Source organism: Rhodomicrobium lacus, assembly GCF_003992725.1.
Classification (GTDB): domain Bacteria; phylum Pseudomonadota; class Alphaproteobacteria; order Rhizobiales; family Rhodomicrobiaceae; genus Rhodomicrobium; species Rhodomicrobium lacus.
This window is the reverse complement of sequence record NZ_RZNF01000002.1, coordinates 805,569-822,606: the sequence shown is the minus strand read 5'-3', so window position 1 is coordinate 822,606 and position 17,038 is coordinate 805,569. Positions and strand designations below refer to the sequence as shown.

Annotated in this window: 15 protein-coding genes; 10 read left to right on the top strand and 5 right to left on the bottom strand. The window is 63.4% G+C overall.

The window, feature by feature from the left end; all coding sequences use genetic code 11:
* Positions 1-12: 12 nt before the first annotated feature.
* From EK416_RS04565 to EK416_RS04555, 3 genes are all read left to right on the top strand, one after another.
* A complete protein-coding gene (locus EK416_RS04565; RefSeq protein WP_127076281.1) occupies positions 13-1,350 on the top strand; it encodes a pyruvate dehydrogenase complex dihydrolipoamide acetyltransferase in 1,338 nt (445 codons plus the stop codon).
* Positions 1,351-1,392: 42 nt separating this feature from the next.
* The gene (lpdA, locus tag EK416_RS04560; protein ID WP_127076280.1) at positions 1,393-2,793 is read left to right on the top strand and encodes a dihydrolipoyl dehydrogenase; all 1,401 of its coding nucleotides are present in this window, start codon (positions 1,393-1,395) and stop codon (positions 2,791-2,793) included.
* Positions 2,794-2,899: 106 nt separating this feature from the next.
* Positions 2,900-3,397 carry a hypothetical protein gene (locus tag EK416_RS04555; protein ID WP_127076279.1) on the top strand — a complete coding sequence of 166 codons (498 nt, stop codon included), beginning with the start codon at positions 2,900-2,902 and terminating at the stop codon, positions 3,395-3,397.
* A 29-nt stretch (positions 3,398-3,426) separates the two neighbouring features.
* Here EK416_RS04555 and ntrC read toward each other — a convergent pair whose 3' ends face one another.
* Together ntrC and EK416_RS04545 are read right to left on the bottom strand one after the other, a co-directional pair.
* Positions 3,427-4,872 carry a nitrogen regulation protein NR(I) gene (ntrC, locus tag EK416_RS04550; RefSeq protein WP_127076278.1) on the bottom strand — a complete coding sequence of 482 codons (1,446 nt, stop codon included), beginning with the start codon at positions 4,870-4,872 and terminating at the stop codon, positions 3,427-3,429.
* Complete coding sequence (locus EK416_RS04545) at positions 4,872-6,005, bottom strand: two-component system sensor histidine kinase NtrB (protein ID WP_127076362.1); 1,134 nt, start codon at positions 6,003-6,005, stop codon at positions 4,872-4,874. The genes ntrC and EK416_RS04545 overlap by 1 nt, the downstream gene beginning before the upstream one ends.
* 231 nt (positions 6,006-6,236) lie before the next feature.
* On the opposite strand from EK416_RS04545, the gene EK416_RS04540 reads away from it, so the two are divergent.
* On the top strand, positions 6,237-7,439 hold the full coding sequence (locus tag EK416_RS04540) for a bifunctional 2-C-methyl-D-erythritol 4-phosphate cytidylyltransferase/2-C-methyl-D-erythritol 2,4-cyclodiphosphate synthase (protein WP_127076277.1): 1,203 nt from the start codon (positions 6,237-6,239) through the stop codon (positions 7,437-7,439).
* A gap of 43 nt (positions 7,440-7,482) precedes the next feature.
* Here EK416_RS04540 and EK416_RS04535 read toward each other — a convergent pair whose 3' ends face one another.
* Entirely contained in the window at positions 7,483-8,811 is a 1,329-nt protein-coding gene (locus EK416_RS04535; RefSeq protein ID WP_127076276.1) for a ferredoxin reductase family protein, read from the bottom strand.
* Between the two features lie 196 nt (positions 8,812-9,007).
* On the opposite strand from EK416_RS04535, the gene EK416_RS04530 reads away from it, so the two are divergent.
* A complete protein-coding gene (locus tag EK416_RS04530; protein WP_245433932.1) occupies positions 9,008-9,511 on the top strand; it encodes a CinA family protein in 504 nt (167 codons plus the stop codon).
* Between the two features lie 44 nt (positions 9,512-9,555).
* Positions 9,556-9,870, top strand: coding sequence for a DMT family transporter (locus EK416_RS04525; RefSeq protein WP_127076275.1), 315 nt, complete (start codon positions 9,556-9,558; stop codon positions 9,868-9,870).
* Positions 9,871-9,881: 11 nt separating this feature from the next.
* Here the strand turns inward: EK416_RS04525 and EK416_RS04520 are convergent, their stop codons facing one another.
* Both EK416_RS04520 and lipA read right to left on the bottom strand, forming a co-directional pair.
* A complete protein-coding gene (locus tag EK416_RS04520) occupies positions 9,882-10,367 on the bottom strand; it encodes a type II toxin-antitoxin system RatA family toxin (protein WP_127076360.1) in 486 nt (161 codons plus the stop codon).
* A 123-nt stretch (positions 10,368-10,490) separates the two neighbouring features.
* Positions 10,491-11,486, bottom strand: coding sequence for a lipoyl synthase (lipA, locus tag EK416_RS04515; protein WP_127076274.1), 996 nt, complete (start codon positions 11,484-11,486; stop codon positions 10,491-10,493).
* Positions 11,487-11,777: 291 nt separating this feature from the next.
* On the opposite strand from lipA, the gene EK416_RS04510 reads away from it, so the two are divergent.
* The 4 genes from EK416_RS04510 (at position 11,778) to hfq (ending at position 17,033) form a co-directional block, all read left to right on the top strand.
* On the top strand, positions 11,778-14,102 hold the full coding sequence (locus EK416_RS04510) for a sensor histidine kinase NtrY-like (RefSeq protein ID WP_127076273.1): 2,325 nt from the start codon (positions 11,778-11,780) through the stop codon (positions 14,100-14,102).
* 20 nt (positions 14,103-14,122) lie between these two features.
* Complete coding sequence (gene ntrX, locus EK416_RS04505; RefSeq protein ID WP_127076272.1) at positions 14,123-15,520, top strand: nitrogen assimilation response regulator NtrX; 1,398 nt, start codon at positions 14,123-14,125, stop codon at positions 15,518-15,520.
* Between the two features lie 243 nt (positions 15,521-15,763).
* A complete protein-coding gene (locus EK416_RS04500) occupies positions 15,764-16,642 on the top strand; it encodes a D-amino-acid transaminase (RefSeq protein ID WP_127076271.1) in 879 nt (292 codons plus the stop codon).
* A 142-nt stretch (positions 16,643-16,784) separates the two neighbouring features.
* The gene (hfq, locus tag EK416_RS04495) at positions 16,785-17,033 is read left to right on the top strand and encodes an RNA chaperone Hfq (RefSeq protein ID WP_013418983.1); all 249 of its coding nucleotides are present in this window, start codon (positions 16,785-16,787) and stop codon (positions 17,031-17,033) included.
* Positions 17,034-17,038 lie beyond the last annotated feature (5 nt).

The following is a 17,038-nucleotide window of genomic DNA, read 5'->3' as shown; positions in this document are numbered from 1 at the left end:
AGGGATAAAGCCATGCCGACACCGATCCTGATGCCCGCCCTCTCGCCGACCATGGAGCAGGGCAAGCTCGCGAAATGGCTGAAGAAGGAAGGCGACAAGGTCGCCTCGGGCGATCCCATCGCCGAGATCGAGACAGACAAGGCCACGATGGAAGTCGAGGCCGTGGACGAGGGCACCATCGGCAAGATCATGGTGCCGGAAGGCACCGAGGGCGTTGCGGTCAACACGCCGATTGCGCTGCTGCTCGGCGAGGGCGAGGACGCCGCCGCGCTCAAGAGCTACGGCGCGGAGCCGCCGCAGCCCGCGCCTTCGAAGCCCGCCAAGGACGCGGAGCCGGTGAAAGTCACGCAGGTAAACGCTCAGTCCGCCGCTGCGCAGGTCAACGGTCATGATGGCGCGAACGGGAGCCGCGTCTTTGCCTCGCCCCTTGCGCGCCGCATTGCGAAGGATGCCGGCATCGACCTTGCCGCCGTGAAGGGCACCGGCCCGCATGGGCGCATCGTGAAGCACGACGTCGAGGAGGCAAGGGCCTCCGGCTCCGCGAAGGCTGCCGCAGCCGCCGCGCCCGCGCAGAACGGCGGCGCGCTCGTGCCGTCCCGCTTCGCCGCGGCGATCCCGGACGACCAGATCATCGCCATGTACGAGAAGGGCACCTACGAGCTTCGCCCGCTCGACAACATGCGCAAGACCATCGCCACGCGGCTTACGCAGGCGACGCAGACCATCCCGCATTTCCGTCTTTTCGTCGAATGCGAGATCGACACGCTGCTCGAAGCCCGCCAACGCATCAACATGCGCTCGCCGAAGGACGGCCAGCCCGGCGCGTTCAAGGTTTCGGTCAACGACTTCATCGTCAAGGCGCTGGGCCTCGCGCTCCAGCGCGTGCCGGACGCCAACGCGACATTCACCGAGCGCGGCATCCTCCTGCACAAGACGAGCGATGTCGGCGTCGCGGTCGCGGTGGAAGGCGGGCTGTTCACGCCGGTAATCCGGGGTGTCGAGAGGAAATCGCTCGCCGACATATCGAACGAAGTGAAGGATCTGGCCGAGCGCGCGCGGAAGCGCCGTCTCGCGCCGCACGAATATCAGGGCGGCACCACGGCTGTGTCGAACCTCGGCATGTTCGGCGTGGACCATTTCGACGCGGTCATCAACCCGCCGCACGCGACCATCCTCGCGGTCGGGCGCGGCGAGAAGCGCGCGGTGGTGAAGGGCAACCAGATCGTCATCGCGACGACCATGGGCTGCACGCTCTCATGCGACCACCGCGTGGTGGACGGCGCGCTCGGCGCGCGCCTGCTTCAGGCGTTCAAGGGGTATATCGAGGAGCCGGTGACGATGCTGGCGTAAGCCCGCCACCGGCAAGAAAATGATACAGGTTTCGAGGGACAGATGGCGGAAGCATACGATGTCGCGGTGATCGGTGGCGGACCCGGCGGCTATGTGGCGGCGATCCGCGCCGCGCAGCTCGGGCTCAAGACGGTGGTGATCGAGCGCGAGCACCTCGGCGGCATCTGCCTCAACTGGGGGTGCATCCCGACCAAGGCGCTGCTGCGGACGGCGGAAGTTCTGCGGCTCGCACAGCACGGCGCTGAGTTCGGCATCAAGGCCGAGGGGCTGAGCTTCGACCTCGGCAAGATCGTCGCGCGGTCGCGCGGCGTGGCGAACAAGCTCGCCTCGGGCGTCGCGTATCTCCTGAAAAAGCACAAGGTGACCGTGATCGACGGCACGGCGCGGCTGAAGGCAAAGGGCGTCGTCACGGTTTCGGGCAAGGACGGCAAGCCGCTCGCCGATGTCGAGGCGAAACACATCGTCATTGCGACGGGTGCGCGTGCCCGGGTGCTGCCGGGCCTTGAGCCGGACGGCAAGCTCGTGTGGACCTACAAGGAAGCGATGGTGCCGCCGAGCCTGCCGAAGTCGCTGCTCGTCGTCGGCTCCGGCGCCATCGGCATCGAATTCGCGAGCTTCTACAACGCGCTCGGCGTGAAGGTTACGGTCGTCGAGATCGTCGACAAGATCCTGCCTTTCGAGGATGACGAAATTTCAGCCCTCGCCCGCAAGAGCTTCGAGAAGCAGGGCATGACGATCCACACGGGTGCGAAGGTCGACAAGCTCGAAAAGGGCAGGGACAGCGTGAAGGCCACGCTCGCGCTGAAGGACGGCAAGACGCAAACGGCGGACTTCGACCGCGTGATCGTGGCGGCGGGTATCGTCGGCAATGTCGAAAACATCGGCCTCGAAGAGCTGGGCATCAAGGCCGACCGCACGCACATCGTTGTGGACGAGTTCTGCCGCACGACGGTGGCGGGGGTCTACGCCATCGGCGACGTGGCCGGCCCGCCATGGCTTGCGCACAAGGCGAGCCACGAGGGCATCATCTGCGTCGAGAAGATCGCGGGGCGCGATCCGCATCCCTTGAACGTTCGCAACATCCCCAGCTGCACCTATTCGCATCCGCAGGTGGCGAGCATCGGCATCACCGAAGCGATGGCGAAGAAGGACGGCCGCGAGATCAAGGTGGGCCGCTTCCCCTATCAGGGTAACGGCAAGGCCATCGCGCTCGGCGAGCCGGAGGGGCTCGTGAAGACGATCTTCGACGCGAAGACGGGCGAGCTTCTCGGCGCGCATATGGTCGGCGCGGAGGTGACTGAACTCATTCAGGGTTTCGGCGTGGCGAAGACGCTGGAGACGACCGAGGCGGAGCTTATGGAGACGGTGTTCCCACACCCGACGCTCTCCGAGACGATGCTGGAAAGCGTTTTCGACGCTTACGGGCGGGTCATTCATATTTGAGGCGCGCGAGAGTCATGCAACCGCTGCGCGGCGCACGTTGATTTTTACAACGTGTCAAGGCCGAGCTTCCTAATGATGGCGGACGACGCTGTTGGGAGACATAGAGATGCAGACCGGCATGAGCAGGCGCGCGGTTCTTGCGGGATTGGGTGCGGCGGCGCTTGGGGCGGGCGCGGTGCGAGCCGAGGACTGGAAGCGCTATCACAACCCCCGCTTCGATTTCTCGTTCGACTATCCCGGCTGGTTCACGGCGGCCGATACCTCCGAGAACTCGGACGGAAGCCGCTTCGAGGCGAAGGACGGCGCGGCGATCCTCGCCTATGGCTCGTGGAACGCGATGGACGACAAACCGCTCACCATCGAGCAGCACGAGGCGTTCGTGCGCGGCAATGACGATTATTCCGGCCTGACCTACCGTTTCGCCGACGCGAAGACGCTGGTGCTATCCGGCCTTCGCGGCGACACGGTCTTTTACGAGAAATATGCGCTCGTTCGGGACGACGACCTGATCCTCAACCTTCAGATCACCTATCCCGCACGGCTCAAGGACAAGTACGACCCGCTGATCGACCGCATGGCGAAGTCGCTGCGTTACAATCCTTAGATCGCAGACGCGGCGCTGAGGCGCCGCCCTCAAGCCGGGCTGCGCACCACACGGATCTTCTGCTCGCGGACCTTCTTCCTGAGCGTGTTGCGGTTGAGGCCGAGAAGTTCGGCGGCCTTGATCTGGTTGCCGCGCGTGGCCGTCAGCGCCGCCGTGATGAGGGGAGCTTCCACATCGCGCAGCACGCGGTCGTAGAGGCCGGGCGGCGGGAGCTGGTCGCCGAAGCCGCCGAAATAGTCCGAAAGATACGCCTCCATCCATTCGTTGAGCTTCGCCTTGCCGGATTGGGGCGTGTCCATCGGCGGCGGGCTCGAATGGGCGGAAAGTTCGTTGTCCACGATGTCGGCGGAGATCAATTCCTGCGAATACAGCGCGGAAAGCCGCCGCACGAGGTTTTCGAGTTCGCGCACATTGCCGGGCCAGGTGTGGCGCTTGAGCCTGTCGAACGCTTCCTGCGTGAGTGTCTTGGACGGCAGGCCGCTCTTCTCGGCGAGCTTCAGGAAATGGCGAACGAGGTCCGGCACGTCTTCGAGGCGTTCGCGCAAGGGCGGCATGCGCAGCGGCACCACGTTGAGACGGTAGTACAGGTCTTCGCGGAACAGGCCCAGCGCGATCTGGTTTTCGAGGCTCTTGTTCGTGGCCGCGATGATGCGCACGTCGGTCTTGATCGGCACGCGGCCGCCGACCGTCATGTATTCGCCTTCCTGAAGCACGCGGAGCAGCCGCGTCTGCGCCTCCATCGGCATGTCGCCGATTTCGTCTAGGAACAGCGTGCCGCCGTCCGCCTGCTCGAAGCGGCCGACCGAGCGCTGCGCCGCCCCCGTGAACGCGCCCTTCTCGTGGCCGAACAATTCGCTTTCGATCAGTTCGCGCGGAATGGCCGCCATGTTGATGGCGATGAACGGCCCCTTGCGGCGCTGGCCGTAATCGTGGAGCGCGCGGGCGACGAGTTCCTTGCCGGTGCCGCTTTCGCCCGTGATCAGAACGGTCAGGTCGGTGTGCATGAGCCGCGCCATGACCCGGTAAACGTCCTGCATCGACGGCGAGCGGCCGATGAGCGGCAGGTTCTCGCTCTCGGCGTCGGCCTGCATCGAGGATTTCGCCACCTTCGGTTCGCGCAGCGCGCGGCCGACGACGGCGACGAGTTCCTTCAGATCGAAGGGCTTCGGCAGATATTCATAGGCGCCGCGCTCGGCCGCGGTGATCGCCGTCATGAACGTGTTCTGCGCGCTCATCACGATGATCGGCAGTTCGGGTCGGATCCGCTTGATGCGCGGGATGAGATCGAAAGCGTTCTCGTCCGGCATGATGACGTCGGTGATGATGACGTCGCCGTCACCCTGCGCGACCCAGTTCCAAAGCGTGGCCGCGTTGCTCGTCGCCCGCGCGCTGTAACCGGCGCGGGCAAGCGCCTGATTGACGACGGTGCGGATGGCGGCGTCGTCGTCGGCAATGAGTACGTTTCCGCGCCCCATCAATTCGCTCCGGTCTTTCGCGCTGATGGCTGATACATCGGAAGAAGCATACGGAAGGTTGTCAGCCGGCTTCTCGATTCGCATTCGATCACTCCGCCATGGTCGCCGACGATTTTCGCGACGAGTGCAAGGCCCAATCCAGCGCCCTTCGCCTTCGTTGTCACGAAAGGCTCGAACAGGTGCGGTTTCACATCCTCCGGTACGCCCGAGCCATTATCCGACACGCAGATTTCAAGCGGGAGTTTCATGCTCGAATCGGAGTTCGGCAGACGCAGCGACAGCCCCGGACGGAAGGCGGTGGACAGCGTGATGACGCCGTCGTTCTTGTCGCCGATGGCTTCCGCGCTGTTCTTCACGAGGTTGAGCAAAGCCTGAATGAGCTTGTCGCGGTTGCCGGGGACGGGCGGCAGACTCGGGTCGAAGCTCTGCTGGATGGTGAGATGCCGCGCGAAGCCTGCGCGCGCGATGCGTTTCACGTGATCGAGCACCGAATGGATGTTGACCGCGTCCTTGCTCACCGGGCGTTCGTCGCCGAACACCTCCATGCGGTCGACGAGATCGCGGATGCGGTCGGTCTCCTCGGTGATGAGCTGGGCGAGCGGCTGGTCTTCCTCCGACGCGCCCGCTTCGAGGAGCTGGGCCGCGCCGCGAATACCGGACAGCGGGTTCTTGATTTCGTGCGCCAGAACGGCGGCCATGGCGGACACGGAGCGCGCGGCGCCGCGATGGGTCAGCTGCCGCTCGATCATCGCGGCCATGTTCCGCTGCTGAAGCATCAGGAGCACGTAATCTTCCTGCTCGTTCAGAAGCGAGGCGAACACATCGACCGCGCGCGCGGGCCGGTCCGGCATCGCAAGGTCGAGTTCGTATTCGTTCACGGCGCCGCGTGTGCTGCGCACCTGATCGGCGAGCGCGGTCAAGGGGTTGGCGAATGCCACCAGCGCGGGCAATGCGCGCTTTTTCAGCAGTGCTTCGCCGAGGCCGAAAAAATTCTCGGCGGCGAAGTTTGCGAACACGATGCGATTTGTGGCATCGACAACGACCACCACATGGGGCAGACCCTGCACCAGCGCCTTGAAATCGAGCGGTTTGGCAGCGTCGGGGGCCTTCTTGGTCTTGTCGCGGGGAGCCATAGATTTCAGCAAGGGAGCCTTGTCCGATGACAAATGTGGCAGGCTAGCCAAGGCTGCATTTGTCCCTGCCCAAATGCTGGGCAGAAATGCAGATCGACTAAGTTCTAGGCATTGTAGCAAATTCGGCCCCCGTGTCAGCAGGCAAATCTCAAGGCTGGCGAAAGCCCTTGGCGGTTCTAGAGGCAGCTTATAAGGTTTCTGCGCGTTCCCTCCTTTTTGGTTCGTTCAAATATGCAAGAAAAAGACCAACACACACCCGTCAATGCGGCCCTTGTCGTGGCTGCGGGAAGCGGCGTCCGCGCGGGGCAGAAACAGGGGCGGCCGAAGCAATATTGCTTCGCAGGCGGCAAGCCGATCCTGAGGCGGACGCTTGAAGCCTTCCTCTCCCATCCGGAGATCGCGGCCGTCGTTGTCGTGATCCGTGCAGGCGACGAAGCGCTCTACGCGGAGGCCGTGGCGGGGCTCGATACCGACAAGCTGCTGAAGCCTGTCCCCGGGGGCGCTACGCGGCAGCTTTCCGTGAAGGCGGGGCTCGATGCGCTCGAAGCGCGCGCGCCATACGCGGTCTTGATCCATGATGCCGCGCGCCCGTTCATTTCAGCGCGTTGCATATCCGACACGATTGCTGCACTCGGCGCGAGCGATGGCGCGATCGCGGCGGCCCCTGTCACCGACACGCTCAAACGCGGCGAAGGCGGTCTGAGCGCGGGCACCGTGGACAGGGCAGGGCTCTGGCGCGCACAGACGCCACAGACTTTCATCTATGAGAAGATCGTTGCCGCTCATCGCGCGGCGGGCGGGCGCACCGATTTCACCGACGACGCATCGATTGCGGAATGGCATGGCCTCTCGGTTGCGCTCGTCTCGAATACGTCTGAAAACATGAAGATCACGACTGCGGAGGATTTGGCGATGGCGGATATGATCGCGAGCGGCGGAACGGCATTGCCGGATGTGCGCGTCGGTTCGGGCTTCGACGTGCATGCCTTCGAGGACGGCGATCACGTTACGCTTTGCGGCGTAAGGATCCCGCACGACAAGGGGCTGAAGGCGCATTCGGACGGCGATGCCGGTCTGCACGCGCTCACCGACGCGCTCTACGGCACCATCGGCGCGGGCGACATCGGCGATCACTTCCCGCCGTCGGACCCTCAATGGCGTGCGATGGACTCGACCGTGTTTTTGAAGCACGCCGTCGCTCTCGTGGGCGAGAGGGGCGGGCGCATCACCAACGCCGACGTGACGCTCATCTGCGAGCGGCCGAAGGTCGGCCCGCATCGCGATGCCATGCGCGCGCGCATGGCGGAAATCCTGGGCGTCGAGATCGAGCGCGTGAGCGTCAAGGCGACGACCAGCGAGCAACTCGGCTTCACCGGCCGCCGCGAGGGCATCGCCGCGCTCGCCTCCGCGACCGTTGTTTTCGCCGCGCGCTGACGAAAAACGCCGCCCTTCGCCGGAGCGAAGTGCGGCCTTCCGCCTAGCGCATGCCGAATGCGTCGTAATGGAAGTTGTTTTCGTCGAAGCCTCGCTTCTTGAGGCCGCCGAGAATGGCGCGCGCGAACCCATGCGGGCCGCAGAACAACACGCTCACGTCTTCGATGGTGCCCGTGGTTTCCTGGACGCCTTGCGCTGACAGAAACTCCTGCCGCTCCGCGACCATGACGTGAAGCGTCACACCGGCTTCCTCGCAAAGCGAAGCAAGATCTGTGAGCCACTTCGCGCTTTCCACGGTGGCGGCGCAATACCACAGATCCACCGGCCTGTCGGTGCCGCCATTCGCGGCCAGGTGCTCAAGCCGCGCGAGGAAAGGCGTGATGCCGATGCCGCCCGCGATCCAGACCTGCCTGCTCGTGGGGTGGTCGAAATGGAAGCCGCCATACGGGCCTTCCAGCTTCACCCGCTGGCCGACGCTGATGCTTTCGGCCAGCTTCGTGGTGTAATCGCCAAGCGCCTTGATGCCGAAACGAAACTGTTTCGCGTCCTTGCCGGACGACGCGAAGGAAAAGGGATGCGGCTCCGCGTCGTGGTCGAAACGCAGGAATGCGAACTGCCCGGGATTGTGCGCCATGGCGTAGCCGCCCGTTGCAGCAAGCCGGATGTCGAGGATACCGCCATGGTCGCGAAACGCGGTCACGACAGCCTCCGCGCGCCGTGACAAGCCGATATATCCGAACAGACCCTGCAAAACGGCAATGGACCCAACTACGGCAAGAGCAAGCACGATGTATCCCGACGGGGTCGCAAACCAGTCGGGCTTCAGCATGATGGTTGCCGAGTGCCAGGCAAATACGAGATAGGAAAATGCGAAGGCCTTGTGCGTGAAGCGAAAGTAGCGATAGGGAATCCGATTGATAAGCGCGATGATGGTCAGAATGATCGCCGCGTATATCGTGTATTCCGCCGCGACGTTGCCCGACTTCCAGAGCGCAACCTGCCAATCGGGCACCGCCGCGCGTGCGCCCTTCACCTTTTCCGGCCAGACGCCAAGGCTGTAGGTCCATTTCGGCGTCTTCTCGACGAGCCAATGGAGCGCGCCTGTGCTCACCGCCCAGATGCCCGCCCATTTGTGGATGACATAGCCTTTGTCGAGACCGCCCGTGAGGCGCTCCAGCATCGGGTTTCGTGTGGAGATGAGGACCACGAGCGTCATCAAGACGAACGAGATAGTGCCGGAGAAGAGCACGATGTCGCGCCGCCAGTTCCAGAAACCGGGATCGCTGATCGCGGCGAATGCGTTGGGCGCCATGGCGTATATGAGGACGCCAAACAGGATGGAGCCGCCGATCCAGCGGTTGGTTCGCGACATGGAGTTTCCTTTGTGTGCTAGTCTCGACGATTAGACACGCGCGAGGCAGTATCCCTGCGGCGTCTGCGTGTCGGCTGATCCGTTATGGCTGAAGGGGTGTGACCTCGCCCTGTTGCGGGATGTCAGCGAACTGTCAGTTTGAATGGCGTGCCGTCGTCGGGAGGCAGCCGCTCGGCGGGCGCCGAAGGAGATTGCGATGGGAGAGCGCATGCAAAGGCTCGCGCGAGAGACGCTGGCGAAGGCGCGAGAGAAGCAGCTTTTCATCGCGACGGCGGAATCGTGCACCGGCGGCCTTGTTGCGTCGGCGTTGACCTCGGTGCCCGGCTCGTCGAGCGCGTTCGACAGGGGCTTCGTGACCTACTCCAACGAGGCGAAGGCCGATATGCTCGGCGTCGATCCGGCGCTGATCGCGGAACACGGAGCGGTCTCGCGCGAGGTGGCGCTCGCCATGGCGACCGGGGCGCTCGGCCGCTCGCACGCGGGCGTTTCCGTGGCCATAACAGGCGTCGCCGGGCCGGATGGGGGCAGCGCGGAGAAGCCCGTGGGGCTCGTGCACTTCGCGGCGGCGCGGACGACCGGGAACGGCGTGCGCCTCCTTCATCGCGAGGAACGCTTCGGCGACATCGGCCGCGACGAGGTGCGCGCTCGTTCGGTCGAAACGGCCCTCGCACTCCTGATCGAAGCCGCCGCCCTCGATTGACAGCGCCCCGAAGCATTCACGAGACGAAGAGGGATGAGGGAAGCATGGCCTGGGGAGTTCTCGTCATCGCGGGTTTGCTGGAGATCGTGTGGGCTTATGCGATGAAGCAATCAGACGGTTTCACTCGGGCGATCCCCACGGCGATAACCGTCGTCACGATGACCGCGAGTTTCGCCCTTCTATCCTTTGCCATGCGCAGCCTTCCGCTTGGAACGGCCTATACGGTATGGACGGGCATTGGAGCGGTCGGCGCGTTCGCGGTCGGCGTGGCGTTTTTGGGCGAGGCCGTCACGCCCGCGCGCGTCATCGCCGCCTGCCTGATCATTGCCGGGCTCGTTCTCATGAGGCTTTCGGATTAGCAGGCTCGCCGCTACCCCGTGGCGGACGCGGGCCGTTCCGCCTGCGCGGGCGTGCGGTAGATCTGGTCCGCGCGGTCCTCGAATGCGGTCGAGAACTTGCGGAAAGCCTTGTCGAACACGGAGCCCATCAGCATTTGCAGCGGCAGCGATCGGAACTCATAGTCAAGCCAGAAATGGATGCGGCAGGCCGACTCGCCCGAAGGGAAGAATGTCCAGCGGTTTTCGAGCTTGCGGAACGGGCCGTCGAGATAATCGACCATGATCAGATGCTTCTCCGGCCTGAGCCGCACCTTTGTGGTGAAGCTCTCGCTGAAGAGCTTGTACGACGCGGTCATGCGCGCGATGAGCGTTTCGCCGTCCTCATCCGCAATGCGCTTCTCGATGCGGAGCGCCGAACACAGCGGCAGGAACTTCGGATAGCTCTCCACGTCCGCGACAAGGGCGAACATGTTGTCGGCGGAATGATGGACGCGATGGGTCGTTTCGAAATTGGGCATCAGCGGCTCAAGCTTGAGTGAGAGGCCGGGGCGTTCCATGCGGCCTGCTACAAGTATGACATGGGATGAGGCGCGCGCGCCTCCATGGCGAGAGGGTATTTCGCCGCAGCTCTCGGCGTCCTCCTACCGGGTGCTTACGACGCCGTTGGCCGTCTTCGCAAGTCGCGCGGCCTTCAACTTCGCGAAATCGTCGCCCGCAAGATACGACGAGCGCGTGAGCGGCGACGAAGCCACCATGAGAAAGCCTTTCGCATAGGCGTGCGCCTTGTAGCTGTCGAACTCGGCGGGTTCCACGAAGCGGTCCACGGCCGCGTGCTTGCGAGTCGGCTGGAGATATTGGCCGATGGTGAGGAAATCCACGTCGGCCGAGCGCAGATCGTCCATGAGCTGGAGCACTTCGTTTCGTTTCTCGCCGAGCCCGACCATGATCCCGGACTTCGTGAACACCGTCGGATCGAGTTCCTTCGCGCGCTGGAGCAGCCGCAGCGAGTGGAAGTAGCGCGCGCCGGGCCGGATGGCGAGATAGAGGCCGGGCACAGTTTCGAGATTGTGGTTGAAGACGTCGGGCTTCGCTTCGATGACGGTTTCGAGGGGTCGGTCGCCCTTCTTGAGGAAATCAGGCGTGAGAACCTCGATGGTGGTGGCGGGCGCCGCCGCGCGGATGGCGCGGATCGTGGCGGCGAAATGCGCCGCTCCGCCGTCTTCGAGATCGTCGCGGTCGACGGAGGTCACGACCACATGATTGAGGCCGAGCGTCGCCACCGCGCGCGCCACATTCTCCGGCTCCGCGGCATCGAGCGCGCCGGGGATGCCGGTCTTGACGTTGCAGAAGGCGCAGGCGCGTGTGCAGGTGTCGCCCATGATCATCATGGTCGCGTGCTTCTTTTCCCAGCACTCGCCGATGTTGGGGCAGCCTGCTTCCTCGCAGACGGTGTGAAGCCTGTTGCCGCGCACGATGGACGCGGTGCCCGCATACCCCGCCGAGCCGGGCGCCTTTACGCGGATCCACGCGGGCTTGCGAAGCACGGGCGTGTCGGGCCGATGCGCCTTTTCGGGATGGCGCGGGGCTTGTTCAGCGGCTGGGGCTCGCCCGTCGCGGTTGTCGATAAGTGTTGCCATGGTCGCGCCCTTTGGGGTTCGTCTGGCGAAGATAAGGTATAGAACGGCGTTTGCAACGAAATCGCCCGCTCGCCCGCTTCGTTTCGGCGACGGCATTCATGTTCGGTCTGGTTTCATGCGACCCGCGATCTGGCTTCCGGCAAAGTCGGCTTCGCCGCAGGCGGTCGCACCCTCGCCCGGTGTAGAAACCCACAGGCCACACCACGTCACATAAAAATGTGATGCATATGCCACAATTTCCACAAACTCGGACTGCACCGATGCGGCACGGCAACAGGGCGGCAAAAGCACGTGGCGGCAGGCATTCCGGCGCATTTGAATGCAGGGTTTTCGCGGGTGCGGGTGCTGCTCGCAAGCGTGGCAAGTGCACGTCTTTTCGGCAAGGCATTGCGTTTCTGGCTCTCGCTCGGCGTCGTCGTCGCGGCCATCACCTCCTCCGTCGCGACCTTCCTCATCCTCAATGGCCTGACCTCGGTCTATCCGACGAGCGAGGTGGTGTTGACGACGCTCGGCATCAATGCCGCCTTCGTCATCTTCATCATCGGCATTATCGGTTATCAGGTCGCCCAGCTCCTGAAGGCGCGCAAACGGCAGGCTGGCGCGGGGCTTCACTTCCGCATCGCAGCGGTTTTCAGCTTTGTGGCGCTGTTCCCGGCGGTACTGCTTGCGATCTTCGCCACCGTTTCCATCGATCGCACCTTCGACACCTTCTTCTCAACGCGCGTCAAGAGCATCGTCAACAATACGGTCGAGGTCGCGCAGTCATATTTGCAGGAAAGCGGGCAGGTGATCCGCTCCGACCTTGTGGATGTGGCGCGCGAGGTCGAGATCGGGGCTGCGCTCTTCACCGAGAACAAGGCGGCTTTCGAGCGGCTCTTCTCGTCCGCCGTGTCGCTGCGCGCGTTGCCGGCGGCCTTCATCATCGATTCAAAGGGACAGTTGCTCGCCGCCTCGTCGACCGATGGTCCGCGCTACAAGGCTCCGCCTCCCGCCGACATCGCACGGGCTGCGGAAGGTCGTATCGTGCCGCTTTCGTGGGATCTGGCGAACGGCGTCGCGGCGATCAAAAAACTGAACGGCTTCGAGGACGCCTTCATCTATGCGGTGCGGCCGGTGAACCCGAACGTATTCCGCCTTCTCCAGCGCACGCAGCAAAATATCTTCCATTTCCAGAAGCTGGAAATGGCGCGTGGCCAATATCAGTTCGTGTTCGCGCTCATGTACGTCCTTCTTGCCGTGACGCTGCTCGCGTCGGCGATCTGGACGGGTCTCGTCTTTGCGAACCGGCTCGTGATGCCGATCAGGAAACTCATCGGCGCGGCGCAGGAAGTGAGTCAGGGAAATCTCAACGTTCAGTTTGAGGACGGCTTCGCGCGCGACGACATAGGTCGGCTCGGCCAGACCTTCAAGCAGATGACCGTCGATCTCAAGACGCAGCGCGACGACATCATGAACGCGAATTCCGAACTCGACGAGCGGCGCCGCTTCATCGAGGCGGTGCTTTCCGGCGTGACTGCCGGTGTGATCGGCGTCGATCCGGCGGGCTGCATCAAACTCATAAACCGCTCCGGCCTCGAACTTCTGGCTCTTTCGGATGACGCCGAAATCATCGGCAAGCCGCTGGTAGAGGCCGTGCCGGAGTTCGGCGAGGTGATCGAGAAAGGGCGCCGCCAGTCGCGGACGAAGCCGGTGCATGGCCAGATCACCATCGTTCGCGAGACGGGGGAGCGGAATTTCGCCGTTCAGGTGACGCGGGAGAAAGACGATCAGGCCGATTTCGGCGTCGTTCTCACCTTCGACGACGTGACCGAATTGACGGTCGCGCAGCGAACCTCCGCCTGGGCCGACGTCGCGCGCCGCATCGCGCACGAGATCAAGAATCCGCTGACGCCGATCCAGCTTTCCGCCGAGCGCATCCGCCGCAAATACGGCGCGTCGATCACGCAGGACCGCGAAATCTTCGACAAGTGCACGGAAACCATCATCCGCCATGTCGGCGATATCGGCCGCATGGTCGATGAATTCTCGTCTTTCGCGCGCATGCCTCAGGCAGTCTTCGAGGAGCAGGATATCCGCGAAGTTGTGCGCGAGGCGGTGATTCTGTTCCAGATGAGCCGCTCCGACATCGAGTACAAGCTCGACATGCCGAAAGAGAAGCTCGTCGCGCTGTGCGACAGGCGGCTTCTTACCCAGGCTGTCACCAATCTCGTGAAGAACGCGAGCGAAGCAGTGGAAGCGTATCGCGCGGCGAATCCCGAAAGCGGGAAGGGGCGCGTGATGACGAAGCTGAGGCTGCTCGATCATCGCTTCGTCATCGAGGTCGTCGATACAGGCGTGGGGCTCCCGAAAGAGAACCGCCACAGGCTCGTCGAGCCTTATGTGACGACTCGGCAGAAGGGGACGGGGCTCGGCCTCGCGATCGTGCAGAGAATTACGGAGCAGCATGGCGGCGTTCTCGAACTCGCCGATGCTCCGGCTACCGAAGACTGCGACCACGGCGCGCGGATCAGCATGACGATCCCCGTGTCGCACGGGGTGGAACGAACCGAAAAGGACGAGGCGAGGCCGAACGGCAAGGCGGAGCTGATGCTCGCCGACAGCCATTCGCAAAGCTGAGTGGAAAGAGGGAGCAAGCCATGGCGTCAGACATTCTGATCGTCGACGACGAAGCCGATATCCGGGAACTCGTGTCTGGCATCCTCGAAGATGAGGGCCACAAGACGAGGCTCGCCAAAGACAGCGACGAAGCGTTGCGCTCCATCGAGGAACGCCGCCCATCGCTCGTCATTCTCGATATCTGGTTGCAAGGGTCGAAGCTCGACGGACTTGAAGTGCTCGCGCGGGTGAAGAAGAACCACCCCGAACTTCCCGTGGTCATCATATCCGGTCACGGCAACATCGAGACCGCCGTCACCGCCATCAAGCGCGGCGCTTACGAGTATATCGAGAAGCCGTTCAAGGCGGACCGCCTCGTGCTCGTCACGGCCCGCGCTCTCGAAGCGTCGAAGCTTCGCCGCGAGAACCGCGAGTTGAAGGAAAAAAGCTATTACAGCTCCGACCTGATCGGCAAATCGGCAGCCATGAATCACCTGAGGCAGGCCATTCAGAAGGTCGCGCCGACGAACAGCCGCGTGATGATCACCGGGCCGCAGGGCTCTGGCAAGGAACTCGCCGCGCGCTATCTGCACGCCAGTTCCAACCGCGCGAACGGACCTTTCGTTGCCGTCAATGCCGCGTCCATGGCCGCCGACCGGGTGGAAATGGAATTCTTCGGCGTCGAGGAAACCGGGTCGACGGTGCGCAAGGTCGGCGCGCTCGAAGAAGCGCATAACGGCACGCTCTATATCGATGAGGTTGCCGACATGCCCGTCGAGACGCAGGGCAAGCTTCTGCGCGTGCTCGTCGAGCAGAAATTCCAGCGCATTGGCGGCGGCCCGAAAGTGTCGGTCGACGTGCGCCTCGTTTCCTCGACAAGCCGCGACCTCGAGCGCGAGATGGCGGCCGGGCGTTTCCGGCAGGATCTTTTCCACCGGCTCAACGTGGTGCCGCTCAAGGTGGCGCCCCTGATCGAGCGGCGCGAGGATATCCCGGAACTCGTGGAACATTTCGTCAAGCAGATCGCGGCGTCGTCCGGCCTGCCGCCGCGCGTCATCGGCGACGATGCCATGGCCGTGCTGCAAAGCCACGAATGGCAGGGCAATGTCCGCCAGCTCCGCAACATCGTCGAACGCGTCATGATCATGTCCACCGGCGAGCCGGACGCGGTCATCACCGCGGACATGCTGCCCGACGATATCGGCGCGAACGTCCCCTTGTCGTCGAACGGCTCGGGCGGTGAACATCTCATGTCGCTCCCGCTGCGCGATGCGCGCGAAATCTTCGAACGCGAATATCTCATGGCGCAGATCAACCGCTTTGGCGGCAACATCTCGCGCACGGCGGAATTCGTCGGCATGGAACGCTCCGCGCTGCACAGGAAGCTGCGGGCGCTCGGCGTGAATTCCAACGAAAGGGGCGGAGAAGTCCGCCACTAGGGCGAGGCGCGGCTTTTCGCGCGACAGGTTTCGTCGCGTCGATTCAAGGCGGCATCGCTTCCTTCACAACCTCGATACAACTTGGCAGTAAAATTGCATGTTTCTTGCCGCAAGCAGACTTGCGCGGGAGGGCGCTTTCGGGGAAAAGTGCGCGTTGCCCATTTTACGGGTGCACGCGCAGAAAATCGGACGAAGTGCGAGCGTGGCGGAATCGCCCCGGCCTTCGCGCCAGAAAGGCAGACCATGACGCGAGTTGTCTATGTGAACGGCGAATATGTCCCTTACGCGCAGGCGAGCGTGCATGTGGAAGATCGCGGGTTTCAGTTCGCGGACGGCGTTTACGAGGTGTGTGAGATTCTCGACGGCGATCTCGTGGATGAGCGCCGGCATCTCGCCCGGCTTCAGCGCTCGCTGTCGGAATTGCGCATCGACGAGCCGATGAGCCTGCGCTCGCTCGGCGTGATCTTGCGCGAAACGGTTCGTCGCAACCGGGTGAGAAACGGCATCGTTTATCTCCAGATCACGCGCGGCGTGGCGCGGCGCGACTTCGCCTTTCCGAGCCCCGGCGATGCGCCCGGCGTCGTTTGCTTCGCGCGCTCGCTTTCGCGCAAGGCGGGCGATGCGAAAGCGGCGGTCGGCGTTGCTGTGATCACGCTCCCTGACATCCGCTGGAAGCGCGTCGACATCAAGACAACCGGTCTTCTGGCCCAGTCGCTCGCCAGACAGGCGGCGCGCGAGGCCGGGGCTTACGAGGCATGGCTCGTCGACGAAAAGGGCTATGTCACCGAGGGCGCATCCTGCAATGCTTGGATCGTCACTGCCGATGGCAAGCTCGTGACGCGCTCCGCCGAGTCTGGTATTCTTCGAGGGATTACGCGAGAGGTTGCGATGGAAACAGCGCGCGCGCGTGGTCTCCAATACGAAGAGCGGCCTTTTACGGTGGAGGAAGCCAAATCGGCCAGCGAAGCCTTCCAGACATCCGCATCCGGGCTTGTGATGCCGGTGGTGAAAATCGACGGGGTCGCGATCGGAACCGGGAAGCCGGGCGAGATCGCAAGCGGCTTGAGGACAGCCTATCACGGAGTGGCTGAGGTCTCCAGGCCACACCAGCTTTTAACGTAGAGCGGCAGACTGTCGGAGGTATAGGCGTCGCGGCGTTGCGGTGCCACGGAAGGGTTGCGCGAGCAACAACTGAGCTAACAGGGGCAAATAGCGTGTATTGGGCAAGCGGCCATCAGTGCCGCGAGAAAATAATGGACAGGTCATGCCTCCAGAAAAACAGCAAAATCTTCAGGACGCCTTTCTCAACCACGTGCGCAAGAACAAAACCCCGCTGACGATCTTCCTCGTGAACGGCGTCAAACTGCAGGGCATTGTCACCTGGTTCGACAATTTCTGTGTGCTCCTGCGCCGCGACGGTCATTCTCAACTCGTCTACAAGCACGCCATCTCGACAATCATGCCCGGCGGTCCCATCTCGTTCTTGGACGGAGATCAGGTACAGGATCGATAGCAGAC

Bases quoted from the DNA above. Each gene is read 5' to 3' on its own strand.
- EK416_RS04565 (WP_127076281.1), top strand. From the start codon at position 13: ATGCCGACACCGATCCTGATGCCCGCCCTCTCGCCGACCATGGAGCAG.
- lpdA (WP_127076280.1), top strand. From the start codon at position 1,393: ATGGCGGAAGCATACGATGTCGCGGTGATCGGTGGCGGACCCGGCGGC.
- EK416_RS04555 (WP_127076279.1), top strand. From the start codon at position 2,900: ATGCAGACCGGCATGAGCAGGCGCGCGGTTCTTGCGGGATTGGGTGCG.
- ntrC (WP_127076278.1), bottom strand. From the start codon at position 4,872: ATGGGGCGCGGAAACGTACTCATTGCCGACGACGACGCCGCCATCCGC.
- EK416_RS04545 (WP_127076362.1), bottom strand. From the start codon at position 6,005: ATGGCTCCCCGCGACAAGACCAAGAAGGCCCCCGACGCTGCCAAACCG.
- EK416_RS04540 (WP_127076277.1), top strand. From the start codon at position 6,237: ATGCAAGAAAAAGACCAACACACACCCGTCAATGCGGCCCTTGTCGTG.
- EK416_RS04535 (WP_127076276.1), bottom strand. From the start codon at position 8,811: ATGTCGCGAACCAACCGCTGGATCGGCGGCTCCATCCTGTTTGGCGTC.
- EK416_RS04530 (WP_245433932.1), top strand. From the start codon at position 9,008: ATGGGAGAGCGCATGCAAAGGCTCGCGCGAGAGACGCTGGCGAAGGCG.
- EK416_RS04525 (WP_127076275.1), top strand. From the start codon at position 9,556: ATGGCCTGGGGAGTTCTCGTCATCGCGGGTTTGCTGGAGATCGTGTGG.
- EK416_RS04520 (WP_127076360.1), bottom strand. From the start codon at position 10,367: ATGCCCAATTTCGAAACGACCCATCGCGTCCATCATTCCGCCGACAAC.
- lipA (WP_127076274.1), bottom strand. From the start codon at position 11,486: ATGGCAACACTTATCGACAACCGCGACGGGCGAGCCCCAGCCGCTGAA.
- ntrX (WP_127076272.1), top strand. From the start codon at position 14,123: ATGGCGTCAGACATTCTGATCGTCGACGACGAAGCCGATATCCGGGAA.
- EK416_RS04500 (WP_127076271.1), top strand. From the start codon at position 15,764: ATGACGCGAGTTGTCTATGTGAACGGCGAATATGTCCCTTACGCGCAG.
- hfq (WP_013418983.1), top strand. From the start codon at position 16,785: ATGCCTCCAGAAAAACAGCAAAATCTTCAGGACGCCTTTCTCAACCAC.